Raw genomic sequence first — 25,615 nt, 5'->3', positions numbered from 1 at the left:
AAAAAGTTGATATTTATGAACATAAAAAAAAGTGCCTTGATTACCACAATAATCAGTTTATCTACACTTGCGAGCAGTGGCGCTAATGCTGCCATTGCCCTTGATAGAACTCGCGTCATCTTTAATGGCACAGAAAAAACCATTAGTTTAAACGTCACAAACCAGAACGTTGACCTCCCCTATCTAGCCCAAGGCTGGATAGAAAACGTGCAAGGTGAAAAAGTGGAATCCCCACTGACTGTATTACCCCCAGTGCAACGCATTGAAGCTGGTGAAAAAAGCCAAGTCAAAATTCAATCACTGCCTGACATCAGCAAATTACCGCAAGATAGGGAAAGCGTGTTCTATTTTAATTTGCGTGAAATTCCGCCAAAAAGCTCACAACCAAACGTTTTGCAAATTGCGCTTCAAACACGCATCAAATTATTTTATCGACCAAAAGCACTTTATGCCTCGCGAACAGATTTGGATTCGCCATGGCAAGAAAAACTCACTATCACCCGTAAAGGTGATGGTTATGAACTGAATAATCCTACCCCTTACTACATCACGATTGTAGATGCGGCAAAAGATCTCAACGGCAATACGATCGCTAATTTTGAGCCTGTGATGATTGATCCTCGAAGTAGCCAGCTACTCAAAGGCAACACAAGTTCATTGGGCACTGCGCCTGTGCTGACTTATATCAATGACTATGGTGGTAGGCCTAAGCTGACATTTAGCTGCAATGGGGTCAATTGTACTGTGGCCTCAGCCTCAGACAATTAAGAGGAGGCTGGTATGAAAAGGACACATCTATATTGCACAGCTGTGCTCTGCACAATACTGCCGTCAATAGTACTCGCGATAGATAGCTGGGAAGTCGAGGGGCTACACGGACAAATTCGTGTTAATGGGCAGCTCACTGAAGCGCCCTGTACGCTCGATATGGCGTCGAAATGGCAGGAAGTTTCGCTTGGTGATGTTCCTGCATATCGGCTACGAAAACCGGGAGATCAAGCGGAACCGGTACCCTTCACCCTACTGTTTCGTAACTGTATTCGGACACAGAGTGTGATTTATGACCAAAGAACGGACACCCCGACATGGGATGCGATGCAACCCGTTGCGACAGTGTCATTCGTGGCGCAAGCCGATAATTATTATCCGCAAATGTTAGCGGTTAAAGGTGTGACAGGGTTAGCGCTAAAAGTCACAGATAAACAAAGGAATGACATTCGCTTAGGTGCTCGAGGCAAACCACAATTTCTCGAATATCCACAAGGAACACTAACTTATTACGTTACCCCCGTGAGAACCCCCGAGAAATTAAGTGAAGGCCAATTCAGAGCCGTAATGGATTTTAGGGTGAATTATGACTGATTTGAAAAAATGGCCACATACAAAAAAATTATGTTTAGTCACAATAATATGGGCCTCAACAGCCAATGCCAACTTACCTGAGTCACGCATATTACCCTCAAGCAATGCGCGTGCGACTCCGGGGATTGTGTATGTGAACATTAGAGGCATCGTACTTGCACCGCCTCCTTGTGTCATCAATGACGGCAATATGATTGATATTAATTTCGGTGAAGTCATGTCAACACGTATTGATGGGACAGCATACAAAATGCCTGTCAATTACAACATTAAATGCGAAAAAATGCCCAGTAAAGCCATGAAAATGTCAGTACAAGGCAATAGAGCCAAGTTCGACAACAACTCATTATCAACAAATATTGAAGGGTTAGGCATCGCTATTATGCGTAATGACAGCAAACTCCCAGTTGGTCAAACCGTCAATTTCACTTACCCGAATGCACCACAATTTTCGGTAGTACCTGTAAGAGATATGACTCAAACCTTAACGGGTGGCTATTTTGAAGCCATTGCTACCCTACTCATCGAGTATCAGTGAGAGGCGCGCTTATGTTTCAATCAACACTAAATAATACCCTCATTATTAGTTTGATAATGTTGGTATCAAGCAATATTTCATCAGCAAATAACATGAAACTACATGGTATTTTGCTTGAGCCGCCTGCATGTAAAATTCAAGACGATAACGTCATTGATATCTTCTTTGGTAAAAATGTTGGGATACATCGAATCGATGGCATCAATTATACCCAAGAAATTGACTATAAATTGGTGTGCGTTGATAACATCAAAGGTTGGGTTCTCGGCCTTTCTGTCATTGGGCCTCAAAGTAATTTTGATAGCGCTGCATTACAAACGAATGTGAATAATTTAGCAATTCGTTTAACTCAAGATGGCAAGCCCTTTGAAATTAATAAGCGTATAACAATTACACCAACCCGCCCTCCGTTACTCAAGGCAGTACCCATAAAACGCCCGGGAAGTGACTTACCTGAAGGCGCTTTTTCAGTGACGGCAACATTGTTAGCGGAGTATCAATAATGAACAAGTTCATTACAAAATGCTTATTCATGATACTGCTAGCCTATCATGGTTTAGCGCAGGCCATTCCGGATAATTTATATTTCCACGGCATATTAGTATCAGAACCTTGCGTAATTAAGCCTGGGGATGAATCCATTCGTTTAGATTTTGGTAACGTACCCGATAAAAATATCTATGCCTACGGAAGAACGGTCAGCGAAGCATTTTCTATCAATCTAGCTGAATGTGATACCAGTATTGGCAAGTCCGTCAATGTCACCTTTTCAGGAACACCAAGTCTAGTATTACCGGGCTACCTTGCACTGCAAGACAATAGTCGCGCAGATGGATTTGCCATCGGTATTGAAGATGAAACAGGGACTTTTTTGCCCATCAATACCAAAGGGGAGAAGTTACCGCTATCAGATGGCTCAACGCAGCTGAAATTTAAAGCCTATTTAAAAGGTGAACCTGATGCGATTGCTCAGCAAAAAATTAAGCGAGGTCCTTTTAATGCAATTGCGACTTTCAAATTAGATTACGAATAACAAATAAGGTACTTAGCTAACATGAAATGGTTATCGTATATATTTTTCACCAGTATGGCAGCAATCTCTTTACCCGCGAGTGCTGCAATTTTCTCTTATATTACAGAGGCTACTGGCTCTTCCAGTAATGCACAATATACCTACGTCATTGAGCGCTGGGATGAAGAAAATGATGGAACACCCAGCCCCTGTGCGAGCTGGCCAAGATGTTATATCAATATTAATCATAAACATACCGCATCAGGTAATCCCGGAAGCGTGGCTCGGTCATTAGTCGATGTCAGTGGCTTAAGAACTATGCAAGAAGTGCGTGCGGCAGTCATAAGAAGCACCGGTTTTCCCATTAATGGAAGAACTAACCATGTTGGAGATCCGTTGGCTAAAAACCAAGAGTGTGTCGGATTGTTTTATCAAAACATAAGCAGTGGATTAGTTGAATCATCAGGTCGTCTACTACCAGGTTCATTATGTGGGATTGCGCCACCACCTGTTGGCGCTTGCCGAATTTCAGAATCGAGTGTCGATATTAACTACGGTAATATTGATGAAGTTAGTCTACCTAATGCTATAGAATCCTCTTCTTTTACAGTTACTTGCAATATTCAAATGGATGTACTTGTCATCGCATCAGGTATGGATAACGGAAAAGTCAGGCTACGTGATGACGGCAGTTTAAAAGCCAGTTTATTTCTCAATAATACTGTTCCAGGCCAAACAGGTGTCTCGGTTCGAGTACCTGCAGGTGGAGGCGTCAAAGTAGGGATCACCTCCAAACTAGAAACTAATGGGCGTGTTAAAGCGGGGCCTTTTCAAGGGGCTGGTTCACTTATTTTAACGGTGCCATAAATAATTAGGTTATCACTATGTCAATACGAAACGATAGTAACAGAATACATTACTATATAGGTCAGCGCATTTTGAGAAAACGCAAAGAACTCGGCTATACCGGTTCACAATTAGCGAAATTATTGAATATAAGCCAGCAACAGTTTTCTCGTTATGAGAGAGGAAAAAATAGAATTAACCTACTTAGCTTATTCAAAATAGCCGTTGCGTTGAAAACACCGATGAATTGGTTTATAGAGGACATTAGTAATCAGCTTGATACTATTTTAGAAGAAGAACCCATAAACGCTAAATATAATTTTATACAGTCTTACGACTCAGTCCAATTAGCGAATGAGATAAAGCGGCTATAATATATCATGGTATTTATAGCTTAATAGGCGTTGTCAATTTAAAAATGGCAGCGCCTATTATAATTATGACATCTTGAAATAATATTCAAAATACAGACAACTGTAGTGTGATATTAAAAATTAACATTCCCACAAATAATCAATCAGATAAGTATTTTCTTTTTCATATTATTAGGAATATTTACGGCTGTGTTAGATAACATAAGACTGTATGATTAACCTAGCTATCTATCTGATGATTTCAACAGGGATTAAAATGGAACAAAAACAATACTCACCAAAATGGCAGAAGCGTTTTGCCTTTTTTGATAAATACGGCTCACCAAGCACACCCGAATTTAAAGCTGCATTAAAAGCGGAGTCATTTGGTGGAAGAATCCTTATCAATATGAATATATTCGCTTTTTTCTTTGGTATTATTTATTTTTTAATTTTAGGTTTATGGAAAAAAGGCCTTGTACTGCTCGGTGTTTCTATCGGTATCGGTATTATTGTTGGTACGATTGATATGCTACTTGGCGATGTTTTCCCTAATGGCGTTTACACCGGATTATCAGTAGGGATATCAGCGCTCTGGGCTATGATTGCAAATTATGCTTATTATCTAAAAGAAACCAAAGGGCTGGATAGCTGGAATCCATTTGAAGGCATTAGAATGGTTTAAATTTCATGACCATACTTAGTATGTAGTAATTTTTATGAAAAGGCGCCTATTGCTGTTCATCTTATTTTCAATAAGCGCCTTTTTAATCAAAATCAGAAAGGTCATCAATGGAAAATACCTAATATCAGTCGTTAGTTTAAACTCAAATAAATTGACATAAATAAGACATAAATATTAATAATAACCAAATAGTACAAGAGGACAAAATTAACCACTCCAGTAAAATTAAAAAATCATTTAAAATCAAAGTGTTAACTTTAAAATAAATATAATAAAATAGCTTAAATCTATTTAAATAATATTTTACTGACCTAAAAAATTAAATATATAAAATTTCAACTATTTAATTTTATATATTTAGTTAACTCATTATATTTTAAACTAAAATTAAATTAGCTACTGTGGTTTAGTGCTTATATTTAATAGCCGAGCACGGTAATCCGTTGGGCTTTTACCATAATATTGACGGAATGCATGACTAAATGCAGAATGAGACTCATAACCAATGGAAAATGCTGTTTGTTCAATGGAAAGATTTGCTAATAGTAAACGCCCAGCGGCCTCCATTCTCTTTTGTAATAATAATTGCATCAGTGTTAATTGAGTTTCGGCTTTGACTTTCCGCTGTAATGTACTGATAGACATATAAAAAGCACTAGCAATATCTTGGCAGCTAAGAGGTAAATGTAACCGGGAATTAATCCATTTAATTAGTTCATCAATCCATCGGTTATCAGTTTTTAATTGTGCAAATAATAATTGTGCAACAGTAAAACTTTGCTCTGGAGGTTGAGGAAAACGATGTAACCAGCTTAAAAGGCCATTTGCAGCAGGCGTTAATGTAAATTGGCTTATCTTTTCATTCAATGCCCATTGTGCTGTCGCGGGCATTTCAAGTACATAGTTCTGATTACCAATTCGGCCACTAAAAGCATGACTAACACTTGGCGGGATCACCATCCCACTACCCATACTTAATAAGAAATGCTGCCTATCCATATTGATTTCCATTTCACCTGATAATGCACATACAACTTGCCAATGCTCATCATGTTGATGAGAAATGACTTCGTCTGAGTACTGACGGAAATGAAGTTCAGGTAATTGCAACGGAATACTCCTAATCAATATAAGCTAGAAGTATAACCTTTTTATATGTGAAAGGCAGTAACACAAAGTTTAGAAGTTCTTCCTCACCCCAATATAAAAACATAATTATAAATAATTCAAATTACTATCAAGCGAGAAGTGCCCCATTGGGAAGTGGTAAATTAAACTCTGCTAATACAATTGCCCCTGATTCATCGGGAGCACCTGTAATGAGTACTTCAGATTTAATGCCAGCTATCCGCTTTGCTTCAAAATTACAAACGCATAATACGCACTTACCTACCAAATATTCCGGTGTATAATTAACCGTAACTTGAGCACTAGAACGCTTAACACCCAGCTCACCAAGATCAACATCTATAATATAAGCGGGCTTTTTAGCTTTACTATTTACTTGCACGCTTATAATTGTCCCCACCCGCATCTCCACACGCGTGAAATCATCCCATCCAATAGTTTGCATAAAATCGACTCCTAAACATCATCATTATTAATGATTAATTTAGCATAGAAATAATTAAAACTATTGTCGCCAAACATGCATTTTATATTGTGAAACAGTCAATATATTAATATTTAACATTGGAAAATAATGCCCTCAAAAATTGAAGGCAATTATATTAAAAATAATAAGAAAGAGAGATAGCTTTTTACATGGTAGAAAAAACATTCATAATAATACCACCTGAGATAATCAGGCCCATTGCAAACACTGCTGGAAAATCAGGTTTCTGCTTGTATAAAATCATTGAAACTAAAGTGACGCCAACAATCCCAAACCCACACCACAGTGAATAAGCGACCCCTACTGGGATATAACCCATTGCACGGGTTAATGCAAAATAGCAGACACAATAGGCAATAATAACTAATATCGATGGCGCTAATTTACTAAAACTATTGGTTTTTTTAATCATCGACGTACCTGTTATTTCAGAGCCGATAGATAATGCTAGCCATAAAAATCCTGTAAACATAGTATTTCCCTCAACATTTATAATTAATGAGCTGCTTTATTGTTAATTGGTAGTGAAGATTCTGCTGTCGATTCTTTAACTTCATCCGTTTCTTCAGCGCCCATTTTGGAAAATAGATTCATAATAACAATCCCACTCGCAATAACTGCCATACCAATCATGGCTGCGGTATCAGGATGTTGGCCATAAAATACCATTCCCAGTGTTGAAACCATCAAAATACCGGTGCCTGACCATGTTGCATACGCTAATCCAACTGGAATATTTTTAACCGCCCGCGAAAGGGAGTAATAGCAAATAACATATAGAACAATAATTAAAGCTAATAATAATGATTTAGTCGTTCCCTCACTATTATCAAACATTTTTAATGTTGATGTTGCTGATGTTTCAGAAATAATAACCGCTAGCATCCAAAGCCATGATTTTGCTTTAGGGGACATGGGTAACGCTCCTATTATTAATATTTTTATATTTAAATACAATGAGGTTTAATTTAAATAAATTTATTTATTTAATGATTTCAAATAATCTATCGCTGAATCTGTGAGTTTGTTCCTCTTCAAACAATATATGCCAGGGTTATCCATTACCTCTTTTAAAGTAATGTAACGTTCCCGATTGGTATTTTTTATATTAGATTTTTTATTTTGTTCACATCTAGTTATTAGCAATTTCTCTTCAATATTATTAAATGAATCAAACTGGACACCTAATAATATTGCTTTCTTGATATTATCTTTAATAAGATTGTTGTATTGTTCATTCTTATTCAAACCTAAAATTTGATTTAACTCACTCTCAGGGCAACAATGATATTTTAATGCCATTATCGGTATATCCTGCGATAGCCCCTGCAAAACTAATTGACTCTCTTCACTGATAAACAACCCATTAGCGACTTCACCTACTGCTTTCGTACCAATAAAAGGTAGGAAAATACAATGATACTGGTGAAGGGCTTCAATATTAATAGTCTCTTTTGTTATTATGTTACCAAGAGATGCCCATTGTGCTATGTTTTCATGAGTCGACATCATATCGGTTGCATAAACAGTAAAGGAAACAGAAGTCATCTGCATTAACCGTTGATATATTGCCTGCTCATGACTTTGTGCAGGAGATAACACAACAAGTACCTGTTTTTTCAACCGCGATAAAATTTGTGCAACGATCTGTTCAATTAACTTTTCGTTCATCTTGCACCTTCTTGTTAGCTAACAACAAAGACACTATCATTGTTACGCAAACCAGCCGCATTAGCTTCATCAGTATCAATATGAAATTCAAGAGAAAATCGCTCATCGACTCGAACAACAACCTCATCGAAAGTCAAACTGCGTTCCCCTTCAGTACGAATATGCACTTTTTGGCCATTTGCCACATTCAATGCTCTAGCATCCATCATATTCATGTGGATATGGCGTTGAGCACAAATCACTTGTTCTTCCAGATTAACATGCCCTGCCGGCCCGATTAATAACGCACTTCCCGAGGTATTTAAATCTCCCGACTCACGCACTGGCGCTTTGATCCCTAAAACAAAACAATCGGCTTTTGACACTTCAAGCTGACTTTTGGGACGTACAGGCCCGAGTACTCTCACTTTGCTAATCGAGCCTTTCGGCCCAACGACAATGACACATTCTTTTGCCGCAAATTGCCCCGGCTGCTTTAGCTCTTTAAAAGGTGTTAATTGATAACCTTGGCCAAATAATATCTCGACATCCGCTTGCGAAAGATGAACATGGCGATTAGAAATGCCCACAGGAATAGCAATATCAGCATCCATTCCAACCACCGAATTGTGCGCTGAAAGACGAGAGAGAATTTTCCCCATCAATTGCTGATTAATCATGATTTCTTACCTTTGTTCAGTCCACTTTTCTGCTCTTTACTGATGCTGTCAATTTTCACATCAACGATGCTCGCCGCCGTTTTTTCCTTAACCAATAATTGTTTTTCAACGGCAATCTCTTTCGGCTTTTCTATTTTTGCCATGTCACAAGCTAGCTCAGTACTTTTGTCTAACTCACCTTGGCTATTTTTTACCGCTAATAGCTTGGTGATAACACTAGGATCAGGTCGTGCGATCACCAGGGAACCTACTAATAATTGGCTATCAGCTATCACACTAATGCCATGGTCAATGGCTGTGTGAACAGCACTAATTTCACCTTGAAAATAAATAGAAATCAGCCCAGAACCTATTTTTCGATAACCGACGACTTCTACACTCGCGGCTTTACATGCTGCATCTGCGGCTTTTATTGCAGATACCAATCCTTTAGTTTCAATCACACCTAAACTTTTCATTTGTCTCTCCTACTTAGTGACGAACAAGTCGAATATCGAAATCAAACGTTTTAAAGAAAGCGTCTAATTTGTCTAACTCTTCAGCGCTATAAGTCGGGTCTGTCTTCATGGGATAAATCATGTCGAGTTTGTCGTATTTACCACGACCTAATTGATGATATGGGAGGATATCCACTCGACTCACATTGCCCCGTTTTGACAACTCCATCGCATATTTGATAGCGCCGGTAATAGCATCGAATGAATCGTTGTAACCACGAACTAGAGGCATTCGGACAACAATATTTGCCCCTAATTCCACCAGCCTTTCGAGATTACGGCGTACGTTTTCATTACCAATACCAAATAAATTTTTGTGCTGATGAGTATCAATATGTTTAATATCGAATAAAAATAGGTCGACAACTTGCGCTAACTTTTCATAGTTCGCTAATGAGGTTGTTCCTTGTGTTTCCACAGCAGTGTTGATCATCATTTTTTTGCATTCACGCAATAGCTCAACCGCAAAATCAGTTTGTAGGCTCATTTCGCCACCACCGATCGTCACACCGCCACCCGAAGAAATATAAAAATCATAATCTTGCATGATGATTTCCATCATTTCTGCTACCGTGACATCTTTTCCCATAATGTCTAAAGCATCACCGATACAAACCTCTTCACACTTACGGCAACCAATGCAATCAATGCCCCTATTCACCCGATGAACCTGTTCCCCTTGTTCATTGTTTGTCATGTAATGAATACCGACAGGGCATACATCCACACATTTGCCACAACTGACACACTTATCATGGGAAAACATCACTTGAAATTGGCTACTAAGTCCTTCTGGGTTGGAACACCAAGGACAACGAATGTTGCACCCTTTAAGAAAGATCAGAGTACGAATACCATCACCGTCATAAATAGAGTATTTTTGGATATTAAATATCCGCCCTCTAATGTCCGCCGCTGCTGTATTCATCATCACGCCTCCAAATTACAATCAAAATTTATTGTTTTTATTATGAAAAGGCAGATGAATCTCCTTCATCTGCCAATCTAAAGTTAGAACTTCTCAATTACCGTACGGCTAATAATTTCGTCCTGAACTTCTTTACATAATTCAACGAAGTAAGCGCTATACCCGGCAACACGAACGATTAAGTCACGATATTTTTCAGGCTCTTTCTGTGCTTGTTTCAACATTTCATTATCAACGTAGCTAAACTGCATTTGACCATTGCCGAGAATCGATGCGGTTCTCAGTAAGGTAATCAGCCCATTGCGACCTTCTGGTGTATCTAACAAACCTTTCAGGAACTTGAAGTTATGCACCATACCGATATTCATGGTTTCAACATTCATTTTGCTGATAGATTTGATAATTGCCGTTGGACCTTGTTTATCCGCTCCTTGCGTTGGACTAATACCGTCAGATAAAGGCATCCACGCTAAACGACCATTCGGTGTCGCCGCAGTTAACTCGCCAATTGGCGTATTATTCGAGATAGATAATGTCCCATGGCTCAATGTTGAATAAAGCATCTTGTATTGACGGCATTCGCGCTCCGTCCACTCGGTAATATCCAGCGCATACTGGTCAACATAATTGTCATCATTACCAAATTTAGGCGCATTTAAGCAGTCACGACGCAATTCTTCATAGCCTTCAAAGTTTGCCAATAGACCATCACGAACTTGTTCAAGGGTATATCGACCATCTTCATAAACTAGCTTGCGAATAGCGGCGATAGAGTCAACATAAGTTGCTAGACCAGAGAAAATTAAGCCTGGACCGTGATTGACCATCGCACCACCAGCCGCAACGTCTTTACCTTGCTCCATGCAACCTTCAACAAAGAGAGACATTAATGGTTTTGGCGCAACATCACGGTGGACACGTTGGCTAATCACCGTACCGATGGCAGATAAGCGAACGATGTGTGAGATTTGTGCTTTTACTGCTCGGTCAAAATCTTCAAAGGTTTTTAGGTCACGTAAATCGCCGGTATCAAGGCCTTGATAGCTGTCAAATAGCACCATACGACCGCGGTTTAATACAAACTCAATTGCAATTGGCCATTGGGTGTAACCCGTTGAAGTCCATTGATAAATACGGCCTGATTTTTGTGGTTCAACGCAGCCCATCAAGCAATAGTCTCGAGCATCTTCAAAATCAAAACCTTTACGCAACATCATTTTGATGTGTGAATCATCGAAATGGCAGGCAGGGAAGCCCATTCCTGCTTTAACCACATCGACAATTTTTTCCATGTATTTCTGTGGTGATTGGTTATGGATACGGCAAGCCAGTGATGGCTGATACACTTTAACGAAGCGTACTGCATCCATAATCAAGTAAGTCAGCTCATTACAGGCATCGCCACCAGAGCGTTTTTGTCCACCAACAGTTAAATTAATAAATGGTTGATATCCCGCAAAATATTTCGCCCCTAGCTCGCTTGACATCCACATTAACTCAGCACATTTAATGATAAATGCTTGCATCATCTCCAATGCTTGATCTTGTGTTAAACGACCTGTTTTGATGTCGTTTTCATACATTGGGAAGCAATATTGGTCTACGCGCCCTAAAGATAAACCGGTTTGATTTTCTTCGATTTCAAACAGTGATTCGATAGTCCAAATACTTTGCAGTGCTTCTTGTAACGTAGTCGGTGGATTTGCAGGTACGTTTTGGTTAACTTCAGCAATCGTCAGTAACTCTTCGCGACGTTTCTGATCCGTTTCTTTAGCCGCTAATTCGCGAGCACGTTCAGCGATACGATGTGCATAAGCCACCACACCTTCACAGGTTTCAATTGACGCTTTGTAATAATAAATACGGTCAATATCTTCTGGATTTTCCATATTCAATTGGGCAAGCTTGGCCTGAGCATCAGCCTTAATCCCATTCATGCCCTTAGTGAATAACAGCACGTCATAACCTGGGCAAGTATCACCGCCACCATTGATTTGGTGATAAGACAAGTCACTGACAAAAGTTTCACCGCTGAATTCCCACACACCCGCTTCACGATATTGCGCTTCGCAAATTTCATCTAATGAGCGATTTTCCCAAAAAGGTGCAATATCTTCGCGGATCGTACGTTTATCTTCTTCTGAAATGTAGAATGGGTCCTGTGGACGTGTGCCCATCGTATCGAGTTCTTCGACAACCCAACGCCATGCAATATCCGGTGAGAATGCACCCGCACGCGGCTTACCGCATGGATGTCCAACAATCAATTCTTCATCTTGGATAAGAATAGGTGCCGTTTCACAAGCGCGGCGGAATGCTTTCGCACGTAATAAAATGGTTGGTAAACCCGGATTATTTTTAGCAACTTCAGTAAACGTCAGTGCGCGATAAATTGAAACGCTTGGACGTGCTTCTAAGTAATTATTGCGTAAACGCTGTAAACGCGGCGTAAGGCCTTCCATGACTTTAAATTCGTGATTAGCTTGCTCAGCAGGAGCAATATATCCCGCTTGAGGTGCACCATACTGCGGCTGACTACTGGCTTGGCCGCTGTATAAACGCACTTTGAAATTAGCCGTTAATGTCGATAAGTTTTCATGAGCAGACAGCAACATTGCCGATAATTCATTGATGCACAGGCGAGGATCATTAAGGTAAATACCTTGAGACATCCCATCAAACATTGGGTAGCCATCAATAGATTTTGTCGAACGAACCTCAGATAATTCAGCTAATTTCAACCATAGACTTTCAACAATTTCATAAGCTTGCGATTGCGTTAAGCGTCCTTGTTCAATATCACGCTGATAGAATGGATAAACGGCTTTATCAAAGCCCATTGGGTTGACCGCATAGCTGCCATTTTCTAAATGCAAAATCAGTTGTAATAAATAGAAAGCTTGGCAAGCTTCTTTGAACGTTTGAGCCGGTTTTGCAGGCACATTACGTAAAATCTCGGCGCTATCTTGTAGCTCTGCGCGACGATATTGATTACCTTCTGCGGCGGCCATGTTATCAGCTTTAGCCGCTAATGATTGTGCAAAACAGATAGCCGCATCACATGCATAAATAGCAGAGCGGCAATTATTTGCCTCATCAATACTATTACGGCTAACAGCGCTACCAATGTTACGCACTCGGTCTTCTAATTTGCCCTTAAGAGCCACAAAACCCACATTTAAAACGGTTAAATAATCAGGTGCAGCGATGGCGCTATCACCAGCAAGAAATTGATAAATACTGTTACTGTGAATTTCACTTTCCGTATGGAAAATCGCACCGCGTGGGGTTGATGATTGGCTACCAATAATCAGTTCATCTTGTGCGATAAATGCCGGAAAATTACGCATAAATTCATAAAAACGCTGAGCAGGTTTAATCGCCTGCGGGACACCGGTCAACTGATTGCCCAGTGCTTCAAGAATATTGGCACGTTCAGTAATGATTGAGCTATTGCGGGCACTTAAACGGTCAGCCAGCATTTTCACGCGTGGGGTCAAAGCATATTTGGCCATGTTAGCCTCTCCTGATGTTCGTTATGTTCTTTCTAGTTTGTGTTCATCATATAAAAGCGTTAATCGTCAAAAAGACTGTTTATACAGCGCTTCTAGTTGCATCGAATTCACTTCACGTGGGTTAGTCGGTGTGCAACTATCACGCAGCGCCTGCCCAACCATTTCCGCTAAGCGGGTATTAAAATCTATTTCATTGACACCCGTTGCCTGAATGCCTTTTGGCATATTCATCTCATCTTTCAGTACGTTAATCGCCACTATCAGGCTTTCAACACCTTCACGAACGGTTGATGATGGCAAATTCAAGTTTTTTGCTAATCTCGCGTAGCGTTTAGCAGCTTCATTACTGCATTGCCCATTAATATCTGCATTAAAAGCAACCACTTGTGCCATTAAAATGGCATTAGCACGGCCATGGGGAATGTGAAATACGCCGCCTAATGCATGTGCCAAACTGTGGGTAATACCTAAAGATGCATTGGTAAAAGCCATTCCTGCGATACAAGACGCGTTATGCATTTTTTCTCGAGCAAGCAAATTACTGCCTTCGCGATAACAATCAATCAGATGTCCAAAGACCAATTGAACCGCTTTTTCTGCCAGTGCATCTGAAAAGTCAGATGCGGTACGAGAGACATAAGCCTCTAAAGCGTGGCATAACACATCCATTCCAGTATCCGCAGTAATCGAAGCGGGTACTGACTTCACTAATGCAGGGTCAAGAATGGCAACGTCTGGCAACATAAATTCATCAACCAAAACCAATTTTTCTGACTTTGATTTAATCACTGAAAATGACGTTACTTCAGAGCCAGTACCACTGGTTGTTGGGATCGCAATAAACTGTGGCTTTGCTCTATTCAAATCTTTTTGTGTATGCCAAAGGGAGTAAATAACAGCTTTTGCAGCATCGATAACAGACCCACCACCGAGTGCGATAACTAAATCTGGATACTGCATATCCATGATTTTCATCCCTTTCACAATGGCAGCAATGTCCGGGTCTGGTGCAACATCATCATAAATAGAAAAGGTGACGCCGCTATCTTGCAACCGACGGGTGACTTCATCGGCCAAACCAAACTTCACCATCGCTTTATCCGTCACGATAAATGCGTGCCTAGCACTGACTTGAGAGATAAAATCCAGCGCATTCGCACCAAATTGAACTTTGGGTTTAATCAAAAACTGATTCATGCTGCTTTACTCCCTGTTATCCCGATAAACCTTCTCAACAATGGCAACCACTGACATGGCTTTGTATCTATCTTTATTCAAAGCGAAGTAAGCTTCCGCTAAGACAATGTCATTAATTCCGGCACCGACACTGTCAACCGCGACATACGTTTTGTCTTTCAACGGCTCAAGGTCATCACCCAGTACAGAGATCATCAGTAAGTTACTACCGCTGAGCTCTTGGCATTTTTGCGTTGCGACAACATGTCCGATTACCTTTGCAAGGATCATGGTTTATACCGCCTTATTTCAATGAGTTACTTACTGAGACGTCCAAGAACTGCCTTAATAATTTGCTCGACATTCTCTTCAGTGATGTCACTTTGTGCGACGGTAGTTTCGGCTCTAGGGGCAGTATTCATTGCGCTACCGAATCTATCATCACCATGATTGCTGGCAGGTGAATAGGCGCAGGTTGTCGCAACGGATGAGTTAAAAAACCGCTCATCATCCAAAATACTCACAGGTGACTGGCTAACATTCACCGCTACCACTGATGAAGCTGAGCAACTCGGCGCTTGAGTCGGCTGTTTAAGATCGTCAATGGAACGTACCCCATAACCTACTTTACGAATATTTAGCAGGTTCATCGGTCCAACGTTGTCAGAACTTGAACCACCACCGATAGCACCACAACCGAGCGTCAATGCCGGAGTCAGATTAGTGGTTGCACCAATGCCACCCAATGATGCAGGGGTATTGATCAAAATTCGGTTAACCGGTTTTTCAAGCGAGAACTGACGGATGACATCTTCGTTTTGCGTATGGATCACTAAGGTATGACCTAGGCCTTCGTTAGTGAGTAAATCAACCACACGGTGACAAGCTGATTTCCAATCTTCTTCGATATACATGCCTAAAATTGGGCATAGTTTTTCGCGGGAATACGGATTTTTGGGTGAAACGGTATCTTGTAGTGCAATCAATACACGGGTATTAGCAGGAATAGTGAAACCTGCACGTTGGCTAAGATAAAGAGCATCCTTTCCAACAACTTCTGGATTAATGGTACCATTACCTCGCAATAGCATTGATGCCATGCGCTTAGCTTCATCATCATTCATAAAGTAAGCGCCTTGTGCTAACAGCTCACGGTGCACTTCGTTATAAATACAGCGTTCAACAATGATGGATTGCTCAGATGCGCAAATAACGCCATTATCAAACGTTTTACTGGTAATAATGTCGCTAACTGCTTTTTTGATATCAGCACTGCGTTCGATGAAAGCTGGGCCATTACCCGGTCCACCACTGATAGTTGGTGTACCTGATGCATAGGCAGCGCGTACCATTGCTTCACCGCCTGTCGCCAAAATTAATGAAACATCTTTGCTATGCATTAATTCTTTGGTGGCATCTAATGTCAGCATAGTAACGCCATCGACGATACCTTCAGGCGCACCAGCCTCTAAAGCCGCTTTTTTAACAATTTCCAATGTACGAAAACTACAAGCCTTCGCATTTGGATGTGGGGAAAAGACGATTGCATTACCTGCCTTTAAGGCAATCAATGTTTTATAGATAATGGTCGATGTCGGGTTCGTTGATGGCACAAGTGCCGTAATGACCCCTAATGGAACGCCCACTTCCATGACTTTATTGATTTTGTCATCACTAATGATGCCAACGGTTTTTAGATCTTTTATGTGTTCATAGACACGCAGTGAAGCGAATGTATTTTTCAGGACCTTATCTTGCCATTTCCCAAAACCAGTCTCTTCATTTGCCATTTTCGCTAACTCTTCAGCGTGAAGCGCCGATTCAATAGCGATGTGTTTAACGATACTGTCGATTTTTTCCTGCGAAAAAGTAGCAAAAATATTCTGCGCCTGCTTCGCGTTTCTAACTAGCTCTCTTGCCAGTTGTCTGGATTGCAAATCTTTATCTAATGCAACCATGTCTTCCCCCGTACCGGAGTCAAAAATTAACTAAATAAATTTGTTGTCTAGAATGACGATGTTTCAGCCCACAACTTAGGCTTTGTGCTGCTGTGCAATTTTGCCGATATCGTTATGTGGTCTTGCAATAACGCGTGAAGTCACCACTGTGCCAACACGTTTTGCTGCCTCAACACCTGATTCCACTGCCGCATTTACCGCGCCAACATCACCTTTTACCATCGCCGTAACTAGCCCAGAACCCACGTTTTCATAACCGATTAACTCAACGTTTGCCGCTTTACACATGGCATCCGCAGCTTCAATGCACGCTACCAGACCTTTAGTTTCGATTAGACCAAGTGCTTCTTTCATCAGTAATTTCCTTTTTATTCCGTGACTTTATATTGGGCGACGATTTTTTGAATATCGCTATGAGGACGTGCAATAACCAAAGAAGTCACCACGGTGCCGATGCGCGATGCTGATTCAACACCTGATTCAACTGCTGCTTTTACCGCACCAACATCGCCCTTCACCATTGCAGTAACTAAACCTGACCCAACATTTTCATAACCAATCAGCACGACATTTGCGGCTTTACACATAGAATCAGCCGCTTCAATGCAAGCTACTAACCCTTGAGTTTCGATAAGACCTAATGCGTCACCCATATATTTTTCTCCGGAAAAAATTATGCTTTGTGTTTAATGACAATTTTGCTGATGTCGTTGTGCGGACGAGCAATAACTAAAGAAGTCACCACTTCACCAACACGTTGAGCAGATTCAACACCGGAATCAACAGCCGCTTTAACTGCACCAACATCGCCTTTTACCATCGCGGTCACCAGACCAGATCCGACATTTTCGTAGCCGATTAGCTCAACATTCGCGGCTTTGCACATTGCATCAGCTGCTTCAATACAAGCCACCAGACCTTTAGTTTCAATAAGACCTAATGCATCACCCATTGTTATTTCCTCCGAGAAACCGTTTTACGGTTTCTTGTGCTAAAGAGTTCGAGAAAGAGTTCGAGATAACTCAAGCCAATGTGCTTGCGTGGTGATTCCATTTGAACGCAGCGCTTGGCTTCAAACTCACTATAGCCCTCGAAAATTAAAACAAAATATAAATCCACATATGGACATTAATTAGATTAATACTCTAAAAATTAAATAATTAATTTACCAATTCACATAACAATGCTGATAATTCTAATAATTCACGTATCTGTATTGTCGAGAGAAATAACAAAAGTGTAGATTTAGGGATAACAGGAGGGATTGTTAACAGGATATTATTGAACTGAAAAAAGACCGTAATTTGAGCGATGATAACTGCGGTAGCGGTCACTGACTTATAAGGTTCTCTTGCTATCGCTTTTGTACAAAATGAAATATTTAAAGTGCATATTTTCATCATCACGTAAGTGGTTAACAGCTTAAATTTATAAATAAACTGCTTATTAAGAATGTCGAAAATACGCTAAATGATTGGTCATTAAGAATGCCGAAAATACACTAAATAATTGGTCATTAAGAATGCCGAAAGAAGCCAACAACGCCACAAATTGAAGTATGAAGAGTATTGGGGAGCATACATGAGTATGTGACTCAAATAGCCGAGAGAAGCCAACAACGTCACAAATTAAAGTATGAAGAGTATAAATAGGCTAATCGAACTTGCTACCTTGCTTTAAGGTGCAGATATAGAGAGGAGAATTCAGAGAGCTAAGCAATATCGTTTTATCATTCAGCTTTTGTGCATTTAAAAATAGCCCATCATGGCTGTTTGACATTTCTCGCATAAAGTAATCAAAGATAACATTAGGAGATTCATCTATCGACGAGGCACTTGATTCCCATTGGCTAATATTATAATGCCTTTCTGTGGGTGACACCCGTTTAGTTGTATAATTAAATTTCACATAGCGCTGCAAATAAAGCCAACCCGCCTTGGAATCGGTATATCCTTCAACAACAATAGCCCCTTGCCCATTTGCACTAAAACTAAAGTGAATATTTGCATTAACGTTTTCATCAATCATATTTTCAAAACGCATAATGCCTTTCGTTGAACAAGACATCATTCCATCATTTTTATTTGAAAGTATCACTGACTGCGTATAAATAGCCACGATAATAAACAACAAGCCACTTATTAAGCACAGTACTTTCCCTGTTATTTTCATGATGGTTTCCAAGAATAATAAAAATAGTTATCACAGTAGCTAAATGGATTATCTTCATTCACCGCACAGTGCGCTAAAAATACCCTTCCTAGGCCATTGGTTTGTAATTTATCACCATAAAAGAAAACAAATTTTTCCTTTTCAACACACTTTAAATTTAAGTTATTACGTACGGTATCAAAATTTTGCACGTACTTGAGAGCAACCGTGCCATTAATCATCTTTTCATTCGATAGCGCATCACATTGGCTATGCTCTAATACAGTCAAATTAATAGGTTGTGATGGTTTATCTGTAAAATAAGCCATAATAGCCAACAATAAGGAGCATAAAAGAAAAGCACCGCTGGCTAAATACCAGCAAATTTCTTTTTTTTCTTTGGTTAATGGAACCGTTCTTTTTTGAGGTGTAATTTGCAATGGTATAGGTTCAGTATTTGGCGATGAAACAACAGTGGCCTCACCTATCTCACTTAAATTATTGATCAGTCTCGTTGAATTAAAAGCTGTATCATCAATAACCTCAACCAATATCTCCGGATTAAATTCTAAGCGTCCTCTTGCCACAGTCACAATAATGTTTTCGATACCGTACTGGCGGAATGCTTTTCTCAATAAGCTTAAATATTGATTCAAATTACTATTAGATGACACTAACCCATTATCATCCCAAACTGCTTTTAAAACATCATCACGGGAAATAACACCACGATTTTGTATAAAATAAAATAACAATGCATTTGCAGTAATCGATAGCTGAGTGCTCACCTCACCTTCTTTCAAAGATAAAGTGCCATCAGCTGAATCATAAATAATTAAGGCATTTATTTTATATTTCACTGCCGCCTCATTCTATTTTTAGATTAATTTTTATTTTGAGTATTAATCAATTTTTTCAAATGAAATCTGGGTTAATCGACTGACAATTGCATCACGCTCTTGTTTTGATAAAGTTTGCCCCTCAGTAAGAGCAGAAAGCCACAATCCATCCGCCGCATAGCGAACTAATGCACCTAAATAACTATTATCAAACTCATCGCCTTTTTCTAAATGCCCGAGTACCCAATCTCGCCAACATTTACGCAATACAGGCTCAGTAGGCATCGCTAATGATAATAATGCGAGCTGAAAACTTTCATCAGATTCTTTTAACTCACCAATATAATGCAGATAAGCCCGAGAAAACCGACCATAACAATTTGAATCATTCACCATAATAATATTAATGCGCTCATCCATAATCTCTAATAATTGAATGAATAAAGCATGAATAAGCTCCTGCTTACTGGGAAAGTGATGCAATAGGCCACCTTTGCTCACTCCCGCCTCACGTGCCACCGCATTAAGAGAAAGGGAACCAATACCTTCTCTACCGGCAATAATTCGTGCCGCCTTGAGCAACTCCTCTTGTCGTTTTATGGGATCTTTTTTTCTATGCTGCACCGAATTATTCATGACACGAATGATACCGACCAGTCGGTATGTTTCATGTTGACTCAAATCAAGTAACCCTAATTTGATAAAGGTTAAATCTAAATACTGTAATTTGCCTCACAATATTTATTAATAATTTCCGTTAACCACCTAATTAGTTTAAAAATTAAAATAAAGTTTATGAGAAAAAAGACTTTTAGGTATAAATAAAATGAAACTTAATTTAACTTAGTTTTGCAGATAAATGAATTATGATGTTTAATAATTAGAGTGAAATATAATCCTTATTAAATATAGTATGTATTAAACATCTGTATTTAACTCACGAAAAAAGAGGTTTCCATCATGTCTAATCAATATAATATTGGTGTTATTGTCGGTAGTTTACGTGCAGATTCATACAATTTAAAAGTTGCTAAAGCCATCACCAAATTATTTCCAACCAACTACTCTTTTAAATTCATTAATATTAGTGAGTTACCTCTATATAACCAAGAAGCTGATCAACAAGTTCCAACTGTTGTCGCCAATTTCAAAGCTCAAATCAAATCCTGTGATGGCATCATTTTTGCCACACCTGAATATAACCGCTCAATTCCCGGTGTATTAAAAAATGCTATCGACCAAGGCTCTCGCCCATGGGGAGATAATTCGTGGAATGGTATTCCTGCGGGCGTATTAGGCGTATCTATTGGTAACATTAGTACAGCTATCGCGCAACAGCATTTGCGTAATAGCCTTGCCTTCTTAAACATGCCAACGATGAATCAACCTGAATGTTTCTTGAAATGGTATGACGACATGGTAGATGCACAAGGCAACATATCACCAAAAAGCAAAGATTTCCTTCAACCTTGGGCTGATACTTTTGCAAAATTTGTAAGCCACAATGTAGCCAAATAAATAATTTACCATTCAAGTGTTAAGCGCATCGCTATGAGGATGCGCTTAAATTCTGAACATAGACGAATTAACGTCCTGCTTTTAATTTTTGGAAATACTCTTCATAAATAATATTGGTATTACCAACATCACTTTGCCATTCACCTTTTTGTAGCACAGCTTCACTAGGATACAGTGATGGGTCATTAGCTATTTCAGCAGGTAACAGTTTCTTCGCGGCCAAATTTGGTGTTGGGTAACCAATAGACTGTGCAACTTGTGCAGCAATTTCAGGACGTAGCAGGAAATTAATCAGCTGATGTGCCCCTTCAACGTTTTTCGCATTAGATGGAATTGCTAAACTGTCCATCCAAAAAATACCGCCTTCTTTTGGCCAAACGACTTCAATTGGTAAACCCGCTTGTCTTGCTACAAAAGCAGAACCATTCCACAGCATACCGACATCCACTTCGCCCTCAATAAAAGGCGTCGCTGGATTATCTGAGTTGAAGGCTAAAATATTTGGGCGCAGTTTTTGCAACTCTTTATAAGCTTCTTCAATTTGTTTCGGATCCGTCGTGTTACCCGAATAACCCAATTTAGTTAACGCAACTTGGAAGACTTCTCGCGCATCATCCATCATTAGCAAACTATTTTTATATTCAGGTTTCCAAAAATCGGCCCAGGATGTAACCGAACCCGGATCAACTGCCTCACCATTGATACCAATACCTGTAGCACCCCAAATATAAGGTACTGAATAATCATTTTGCGGATCAAACTCTTTATGGATGAGATTTGGGTCAAGATTCTTAAAGTTACTAAGCTTATCTTTATCAATTTTTTGCAGCATCCCCTCTTTACTCATTTTAGAAATAAAATAAGTCGACGGAACCACCAAATCATAAGCCCCTTCTTTATAGGTTTTGAGTTTGGTATACATACTTTCGTTTGATTCATAGGTAGAGTAAATCACTTTGATGCCAGTTTCTTTCGTGAATTGCTCTAATAAACCGGGGGGAACATACTCTGTCCAGTTATAGAAATACAGTACGTTTTTATTATCGTCAGCGGCAGTTGCCGTGCCAATGCTTGCAGCCATTACACCTGCGGCCAGCAGATAGGACCATTTTTTCATTCCTGAGTTTCCCTCAACACAGTGCTTTCTTATATCTTATAGGCCCAATTGGAGCCCACCCTCTCGCCTAATGGCAGTGAAAAATAATGTCGTATTGCATCGATGACTCTTGCATTTATAACGACATCAACTATTTATCGTATTAATCTATTTAGTATTTGTGCGTTTTGAATACTTATCTCTCATTACCCACTGACTGAGACAAACAAGAAGTAGTGACATCAGCAGCAGTACTGTCGCCAGAGCATTTACCTCAGGAGAAACACCCACTTTCACCATAGAGTATATTTTCAGCGGCAAAATTTCATAACTTGGTCCGGTGACAAAGGAAGAAACAACCACATCATCCATCGACAACGTGAAACTCAATAACCAGCCCGCCACAACCGCAGGCATTGCTAGAGGTAAAATTATTTTACGTAAAATAGTAAATTCTCCCGCACCTAAATCTCGTGCGGCTTCTAGCATTTTCACATCGAAATCTTTCAATCTCGCATAAACAGTCACCACCACAAAAGGCAGACAAAAAGTAATATGAGAAAACAATAATGACCAAAAACCAAGGGAAACCCCAAGGATCATAAATAAAACTAACAACGATATTGCCATCACGATATCTGGGGACATCATGACGACAAAAAGCATTCCACCAACAAAAGGTTTTCCTCTGAAGCGATAACGGAATAAAGCAACAGCAGTTAATGTGCCGATAATTGTCGCAAACGTCGCTGAAAGTATCGCCATCGTTAACGAATGCCCAGCCGCTTCTAATAAACTATCGTTATTGCTTAATAGTTCATACCATTTGGTTGAAAACCCTTGCCACTGAATGCCAAAGCGAGACTCATTGAACGAATTAACAATCAGAATAATGATTGGGATATAAAGATAAGCGTAAATAATGGCCATGAAGCCACCGCGAAAAGTACGTCCGATCATTCTTCATAGGCCTTTTTATTCAAAAGCTTAGCAGCCCGATAATACACATACAGCAATAATCCCATCATCAGTGTGAGGAAAATACTGGTTGCTGCCCCAAATGGCCAATCTCGAATATTAAGGAATTGACTTTTAATCACATTACCAATTAAAAGATTCTTAGCACCGCCCATTAAATCAGCGACATAGAACAATCCCATCGCGGGTAATAACACTAACAAGCACCCTGCAATAATACCCGGCATGGTTAATGGAATGATGATTTTAATGAAGGTTTGGAATTTGTTAGCACCCAAATCTCTTGCCGCTTCCAAATATGATTTATCCAGTTTTTCAATGCTGGAATAGAGCGGCATCACCATAAATGGCAACAGAATATAAATCAGCCCTAAAATAACAGCTTCTGGTGTGTACATCAGCCTGATAGGCTTTTCTATGATGCCAATCCACAACAAAAAATCATTCAAATAACCTTTGGTGCTCAAAAAAACTTTTAGACCATAAATTCGGATCAATGAGTTGGTCCAAAATGGCACAATGAGCAAAAATAACATTAACGGCTGTATGCGCTTAGGTAATCTTGCCAACATAAAGGCAAATGGATAACCAATAACCAAACAAAAGAAGGTGGCAATTAAAGCCATATTCAGCGAGTGCAACATCACTTCAGCGTACATGGGATCGGATAGGCGAATATAATTATCCCACGTAAAAACTAAGTCGACTAAGTTAGCATCACTACGGGTCAGAAAACTGGTGCCAATAATCATCAAATTAGGCAAAAACACAAATAACACCAGCCAAGCAACCACACCGATGATGATGACATTCTGCAAAATTTTATGTTTACGAATGATCATCCAGAACTACCTCCCAGCTTTCTACCCAAGTTACTGCAACTTTTTGGTTAAGAGAGTGGTCAACATCTGGGTCATCTTCATTGAAGAATTCGCTCACCATAATAATTTTGCCATCGTCCATTTCAACCACGGAATCTAAAGTCATTCCTTTATAGTTACGTTCACGCACATAACCTATAAGGCCAGGATGATTTTCTGCATCGTTGACTTCTTCAACACGTAGATCTTCAGGGCGTAATAGCACATTGACGTGTTGCCCTTCTTGAACGGAAAGAGAGGTGAAAATATCACATTCATGCCCCTCAACGTTGGCTCGAATACGATTATCATCAATACGGTATAAAACATTCGCATCAAAAATATTAATTTCGCCAATAAATTGAGCAACAAATAAATTTTTAGGTTCCTCATAAATCTCACGAGGCGTACCATCTTGCTCAATTTTACCTTCTCGCATCACAATAATGCGGTCAGACATTGCCAACGCTTCTTCTTGATCGTGAGTCACAAAAACAAAGGTGATCCCCAGTTTTCGCTGAAGTGCTTTTAGCTCATTCTGCATTTGTTTACGCAGTTTATAATCTAAAGCAGATAAAGATTCATCCAACAATAAGATTTTAGGTCGATTAACCACTGCACGCGCAATAGCAACCCGCTGTTGCTGCCCGCCTGATAATTGGTTAGGTCGACGTGTTGCAAATTCGTCAAGTTGTACCATACGTAATGCTTGATCAACCCGCTGTTGAATATCAGCTGTTGGCGTTTTTTGCATACGCAAACCGAATGCAACGTTATCAAAAACGGTCATATGGGGAAATAATGCATAGCTTTGAAATACAGTATTGACGAAACGCTGCTCCGCCGGGATATCTGTAATATCTTGCCCATCAAGGATAATTTGACCATCATCCACATCTTCAAGGCCGGCTATCAGGCGTAAAACTGTCGTTTTACCACAACCAGAAGGGCCTAGAATGGTTAAAAATTCACCATTATGAATAGTTAGATCAAGTTCAGAAATAATTTTTTTGCCGTCAAAACCTTTACTTAAAGATTTTAATTCGACAAGTGGTGTCAGAGAGGTTGTCTCAGTCATTTATAATACACTCTATCCCGAAGAATAATGCAGATAGAACCGCCACCGTTAAAGACTGTATAAGCTTGTCGGATCTTCCCCAGCAAAGCCCAAACCAGTAGCGCCATTTAAAGCTCATTAAGCCAAGCATGATAAACACTGTTTCTGCAAATTGAAAGCCATTTTCAGCATTTCGTTTGGCTTTCATTATGAATTGCCAACAAATAAAATACCTTTTTGATAAAAACAACCAATATAGCAGCATAAGTTATTGGCTTGTCATTATCCGTTAGTTTTCATG

At 39.7% G+C, this 25,615-nt stretch carries 32 protein-coding genes; 9 read left to right on the top strand and 23 right to left on the bottom strand.

The features are described 5' to 3' along the window. The first annotated feature begins 15 nt into the window (after window positions 1-15). The 8 genes from AAZR93_RS10885 to AAZR93_RS10850 all read left to right on the top strand — a co-directional run bounded on the left by AAZR93_RS10885 (window position 16) and on the right by AAZR93_RS10850 (window position 4,796). Window positions 16-768 (top strand): fimbria/pilus periplasmic chaperone, encoded by a 753-nt coding sequence (locus AAZR93_RS10885; RefSeq protein ID WP_294109584.1) that lies wholly within the window; start codon window positions 16-18, stop codon window positions 766-768. Window positions 769-780: 12 nt separating this feature from the next. Further along, window positions 781-1,362, top strand: coding sequence for a fimbrial protein (locus AAZR93_RS10880; RefSeq protein ID WP_434719819.1), 582 nt, complete (start codon window positions 781-783; stop codon window positions 1,360-1,362). Further along, window positions 1,355-1,900: a fimbrial protein gene (locus AAZR93_RS10875; RefSeq protein ID WP_434719818.1), complete on the top strand. Its 546-nt coding sequence runs from the start codon at window positions 1,355-1,357 to the stop codon at window positions 1,898-1,900. The genes AAZR93_RS10880 and AAZR93_RS10875 overlap by 8 nt, the downstream gene beginning before the upstream one ends. Before the next feature lie 11 nt (window positions 1,901-1,911). Then, complete coding sequence (locus AAZR93_RS10870; RefSeq protein ID WP_294109590.1) at window positions 1,912-2,403, top strand: fimbrial protein; 492 nt, start codon at window positions 1,912-1,914, stop codon at window positions 2,401-2,403. After that, window positions 2,403-2,933, top strand: a complete 531-nt coding sequence (locus tag AAZR93_RS10865) for a fimbrial protein (RefSeq protein WP_294109592.1) — start codon at window positions 2,403-2,405, stop codon at window positions 2,931-2,933. The genes AAZR93_RS10870 and AAZR93_RS10865 overlap by 1 nt, the downstream gene beginning before the upstream one ends. Before the next feature lie 21 nt (window positions 2,934-2,954). Continuing rightward, entirely contained in the window at window positions 2,955-3,779 is an 825-nt protein-coding gene (locus tag AAZR93_RS10860) for an MrpH family fimbial adhesin (protein WP_294109595.1), read from the top strand. Between the two features lie 17 nt (window positions 3,780-3,796). Beyond that, window positions 3,797-4,132, top strand: a complete 336-nt coding sequence (locus AAZR93_RS10855) for a helix-turn-helix domain-containing protein (protein ID WP_294109597.1) — start codon at window positions 3,797-3,799, stop codon at window positions 4,130-4,132. Between the two features lie 256 nt (window positions 4,133-4,388). Further along, window positions 4,389-4,796 (top strand): DUF2628 domain-containing protein, encoded by a 408-nt coding sequence (locus tag AAZR93_RS10850; RefSeq protein ID WP_294109599.1) that lies wholly within the window; start codon window positions 4,389-4,391, stop codon window positions 4,794-4,796. Between the two features lie 396 nt (window positions 4,797-5,192). On the opposite strand, the gene AAZR93_RS10845 is transcribed toward AAZR93_RS10850, so the two are convergent. The 18 genes from AAZR93_RS10845 to AAZR93_RS10760 form a co-directional block, all read right to left on the bottom strand. After that, window positions 5,193-5,906: a helix-turn-helix domain-containing protein gene (locus AAZR93_RS10845; protein WP_294109602.1), complete on the bottom strand. Its 714-nt coding sequence runs from the start codon at window positions 5,904-5,906 to the stop codon at window positions 5,193-5,195. A gap of 127 nt (window positions 5,907-6,033) precedes the next feature. Further along, a complete protein-coding gene (locus AAZR93_RS10840) occupies window positions 6,034-6,369 on the bottom strand; it encodes a tRNA-binding protein (protein ID WP_294109604.1) in 336 nt (111 codons plus the stop codon). Between the two features lie 187 nt (window positions 6,370-6,556). Further along, window positions 6,557-6,883 (bottom strand): DMT family transporter, encoded by a 327-nt coding sequence (locus tag AAZR93_RS10835; protein WP_294109606.1) that lies wholly within the window; start codon window positions 6,881-6,883, stop codon window positions 6,557-6,559. A gap of 23 nt (window positions 6,884-6,906) precedes the next feature. Beyond that, window positions 6,907-7,326 carry a DMT family transporter gene (locus AAZR93_RS10830; protein WP_294109608.1) on the bottom strand — a complete coding sequence of 140 codons (420 nt, stop codon included), beginning with the start codon at window positions 7,324-7,326 and terminating at the stop codon, window positions 6,907-6,909. 63 nt (window positions 7,327-7,389) lie between these two features. Continuing rightward, window positions 7,390-8,082: a hypothetical protein gene (locus AAZR93_RS10825; protein WP_434719817.1), complete on the bottom strand. Its 693-nt coding sequence runs from the start codon at window positions 8,080-8,082 to the stop codon at window positions 7,390-7,392. A gap of 14 nt (window positions 8,083-8,096) precedes the next feature. Beyond that, window positions 8,097-8,741 (bottom strand): phosphate propanoyltransferase, encoded by a 645-nt coding sequence (locus AAZR93_RS10820; protein WP_294109611.1) that lies wholly within the window; start codon window positions 8,739-8,741, stop codon window positions 8,097-8,099. Beyond that, entirely contained in the window at window positions 8,738-9,199 is a 462-nt protein-coding gene (locus tag AAZR93_RS10815; protein WP_434719816.1) for a BMC domain-containing protein, read from the bottom strand. Before AAZR93_RS10815 ends, AAZR93_RS10820 begins: the two co-directional genes overlap by 4 nt. A gap of 13 nt (window positions 9,200-9,212) precedes the next feature. Then, a complete protein-coding gene (gene cutD, locus AAZR93_RS10810) occupies window positions 9,213-10,166 on the bottom strand; it encodes a choline TMA-lyase-activating enzyme (protein WP_294109700.1) in 954 nt (317 codons plus the stop codon). An 83-nt stretch (window positions 10,167-10,249) separates the two neighbouring features. Further along, complete coding sequence (gene cutC / locus AAZR93_RS10805) at window positions 10,250-13,681, bottom strand: choline trimethylamine-lyase (protein WP_434719815.1); 3,432 nt, start codon at window positions 13,679-13,681, stop codon at window positions 10,250-10,252. 66 nt (window positions 13,682-13,747) lie between these two features. Beyond that, window positions 13,748-14,878: a 1-propanol dehydrogenase PduQ gene (locus AAZR93_RS10800; protein ID WP_336430976.1), complete on the bottom strand. Its 1,131-nt coding sequence runs from the start codon at window positions 14,876-14,878 to the stop codon at window positions 13,748-13,750. A gap of 6 nt (window positions 14,879-14,884) precedes the next feature. Next, window positions 14,885-15,148 (bottom strand): EutN/CcmL family microcompartment protein, encoded by a 264-nt coding sequence (locus tag AAZR93_RS10795; protein ID WP_294109617.1) that lies wholly within the window; start codon window positions 15,146-15,148, stop codon window positions 14,885-14,887. A gap of 26 nt (window positions 15,149-15,174) precedes the next feature. Then, window positions 15,175-16,815, bottom strand: coding sequence for an acetaldehyde dehydrogenase (acetylating) (locus tag AAZR93_RS10790; RefSeq protein WP_434719814.1), 1,641 nt, complete (start codon window positions 16,813-16,815; stop codon window positions 15,175-15,177). 75 nt (window positions 16,816-16,890) lie between these two features. Beyond that, window positions 16,891-17,169 (bottom strand): BMC domain-containing protein, encoded by a 279-nt coding sequence (locus AAZR93_RS10785; RefSeq protein WP_006658501.1) that lies wholly within the window; start codon window positions 17,167-17,169, stop codon window positions 16,891-16,893. Between the two features lie 14 nt (window positions 17,170-17,183). Next, window positions 17,184-17,468 (bottom strand): BMC domain-containing protein, encoded by a 285-nt coding sequence (locus AAZR93_RS10780; RefSeq protein WP_294109640.1) that lies wholly within the window; start codon window positions 17,466-17,468, stop codon window positions 17,184-17,186. A gap of 20 nt (window positions 17,469-17,488) precedes the next feature. Further along, window positions 17,489-17,767 (bottom strand): BMC domain-containing protein, encoded by a 279-nt coding sequence (locus AAZR93_RS10775; RefSeq protein WP_294109642.1) that lies wholly within the window; start codon window positions 17,765-17,767, stop codon window positions 17,489-17,491. 701 nt (window positions 17,768-18,468) lie between these two features. Continuing rightward, window positions 18,469-18,987, bottom strand: coding sequence for a FidL-like protein (locus tag AAZR93_RS10770; protein WP_294109644.1), 519 nt, complete (start codon window positions 18,985-18,987; stop codon window positions 18,469-18,471). Continuing rightward, on the bottom strand, window positions 18,984-19,826 hold the full coding sequence (locus AAZR93_RS10765) for a transcriptional regulator (RefSeq protein ID WP_336430977.1): 843 nt from the start codon (window positions 19,824-19,826) through the stop codon (window positions 18,984-18,986). The genes AAZR93_RS10770 and AAZR93_RS10765 overlap by 4 nt, the downstream gene beginning before the upstream one ends. A 42-nt stretch (window positions 19,827-19,868) precedes the next feature. Beyond that, window positions 19,869-20,441 carry a TetR/AcrR family transcriptional regulator gene (locus AAZR93_RS10760; RefSeq protein ID WP_434719989.1) on the bottom strand — a complete coding sequence of 191 codons (573 nt, stop codon included), beginning with the start codon at window positions 20,439-20,441 and terminating at the stop codon, window positions 19,869-19,871. A gap of 324 nt (window positions 20,442-20,765) precedes the next feature. Here AAZR93_RS10760 and AAZR93_RS10755 point away from each other — a divergent pair, with 324 nt between their 5' ends. Beyond that, the gene (locus AAZR93_RS10755) at window positions 20,766-21,323 is read left to right on the top strand and encodes an NADPH-dependent FMN reductase (protein ID WP_434719813.1); all 558 of its coding nucleotides are present in this window, start codon (window positions 20,766-20,768) and stop codon (window positions 21,321-21,323) included. A 67-nt stretch (window positions 21,324-21,390) separates the two neighbouring features. Here AAZR93_RS10755 and potD read toward each other — a convergent pair whose 3' ends face one another. The 5 genes from potD to AAZR93_RS10730 form a co-directional block, all read right to left on the bottom strand. Continuing rightward, a complete protein-coding gene (gene potD, locus AAZR93_RS10750; RefSeq protein ID WP_434719812.1) occupies window positions 21,391-22,440 on the bottom strand; it encodes a spermidine/putrescine ABC transporter substrate-binding protein PotD in 1,050 nt (349 codons plus the stop codon). Between the two features lie 147 nt (window positions 22,441-22,587). Beyond that, a complete protein-coding gene (potC, locus tag AAZR93_RS10745) occupies window positions 22,588-23,379 on the bottom strand; it encodes a spermidine/putrescine ABC transporter permease PotC (RefSeq protein ID WP_434719811.1) in 792 nt (263 codons plus the stop codon). Further along, window positions 23,376-24,239 (bottom strand): spermidine/putrescine ABC transporter permease PotB, encoded by an 864-nt coding sequence (gene potB, locus AAZR93_RS10740; protein ID WP_336430978.1) that lies wholly within the window; start codon window positions 24,237-24,239, stop codon window positions 23,376-23,378. The genes potC and potB overlap by 4 nt, the downstream gene beginning before the upstream one ends. Further along, window positions 24,226-25,335, bottom strand: coding sequence for a spermidine/putrescine ABC transporter ATP-binding protein PotA (potA, locus tag AAZR93_RS10735; protein WP_434719810.1), 1,110 nt, complete (start codon window positions 25,333-25,335; stop codon window positions 24,226-24,228). The genes potB and potA overlap by 14 nt, the downstream gene beginning before the upstream one ends. Further along, window positions 25,328-25,522, bottom strand: a complete 195-nt coding sequence (locus AAZR93_RS10730; RefSeq protein ID WP_434719809.1) for a hypothetical protein — start codon at window positions 25,520-25,522, stop codon at window positions 25,328-25,330. The genes potA and AAZR93_RS10730 overlap by 8 nt, the downstream gene beginning before the upstream one ends. Window positions 25,523-25,615 lie beyond the last annotated feature (93 nt).

The sequence above is a fragment of the Providencia sp. Je.9.19 genome (assembly GCF_051129765.1).
Taxonomy (GTDB): Bacteria; Pseudomonadota; Gammaproteobacteria; order Enterobacterales; family Enterobacteriaceae; genus Providencia.
The sequence above is the reverse complement of the archived record's forward strand: the minus strand, read 5'-3'. Positions and strand labels throughout refer to the sequence as shown.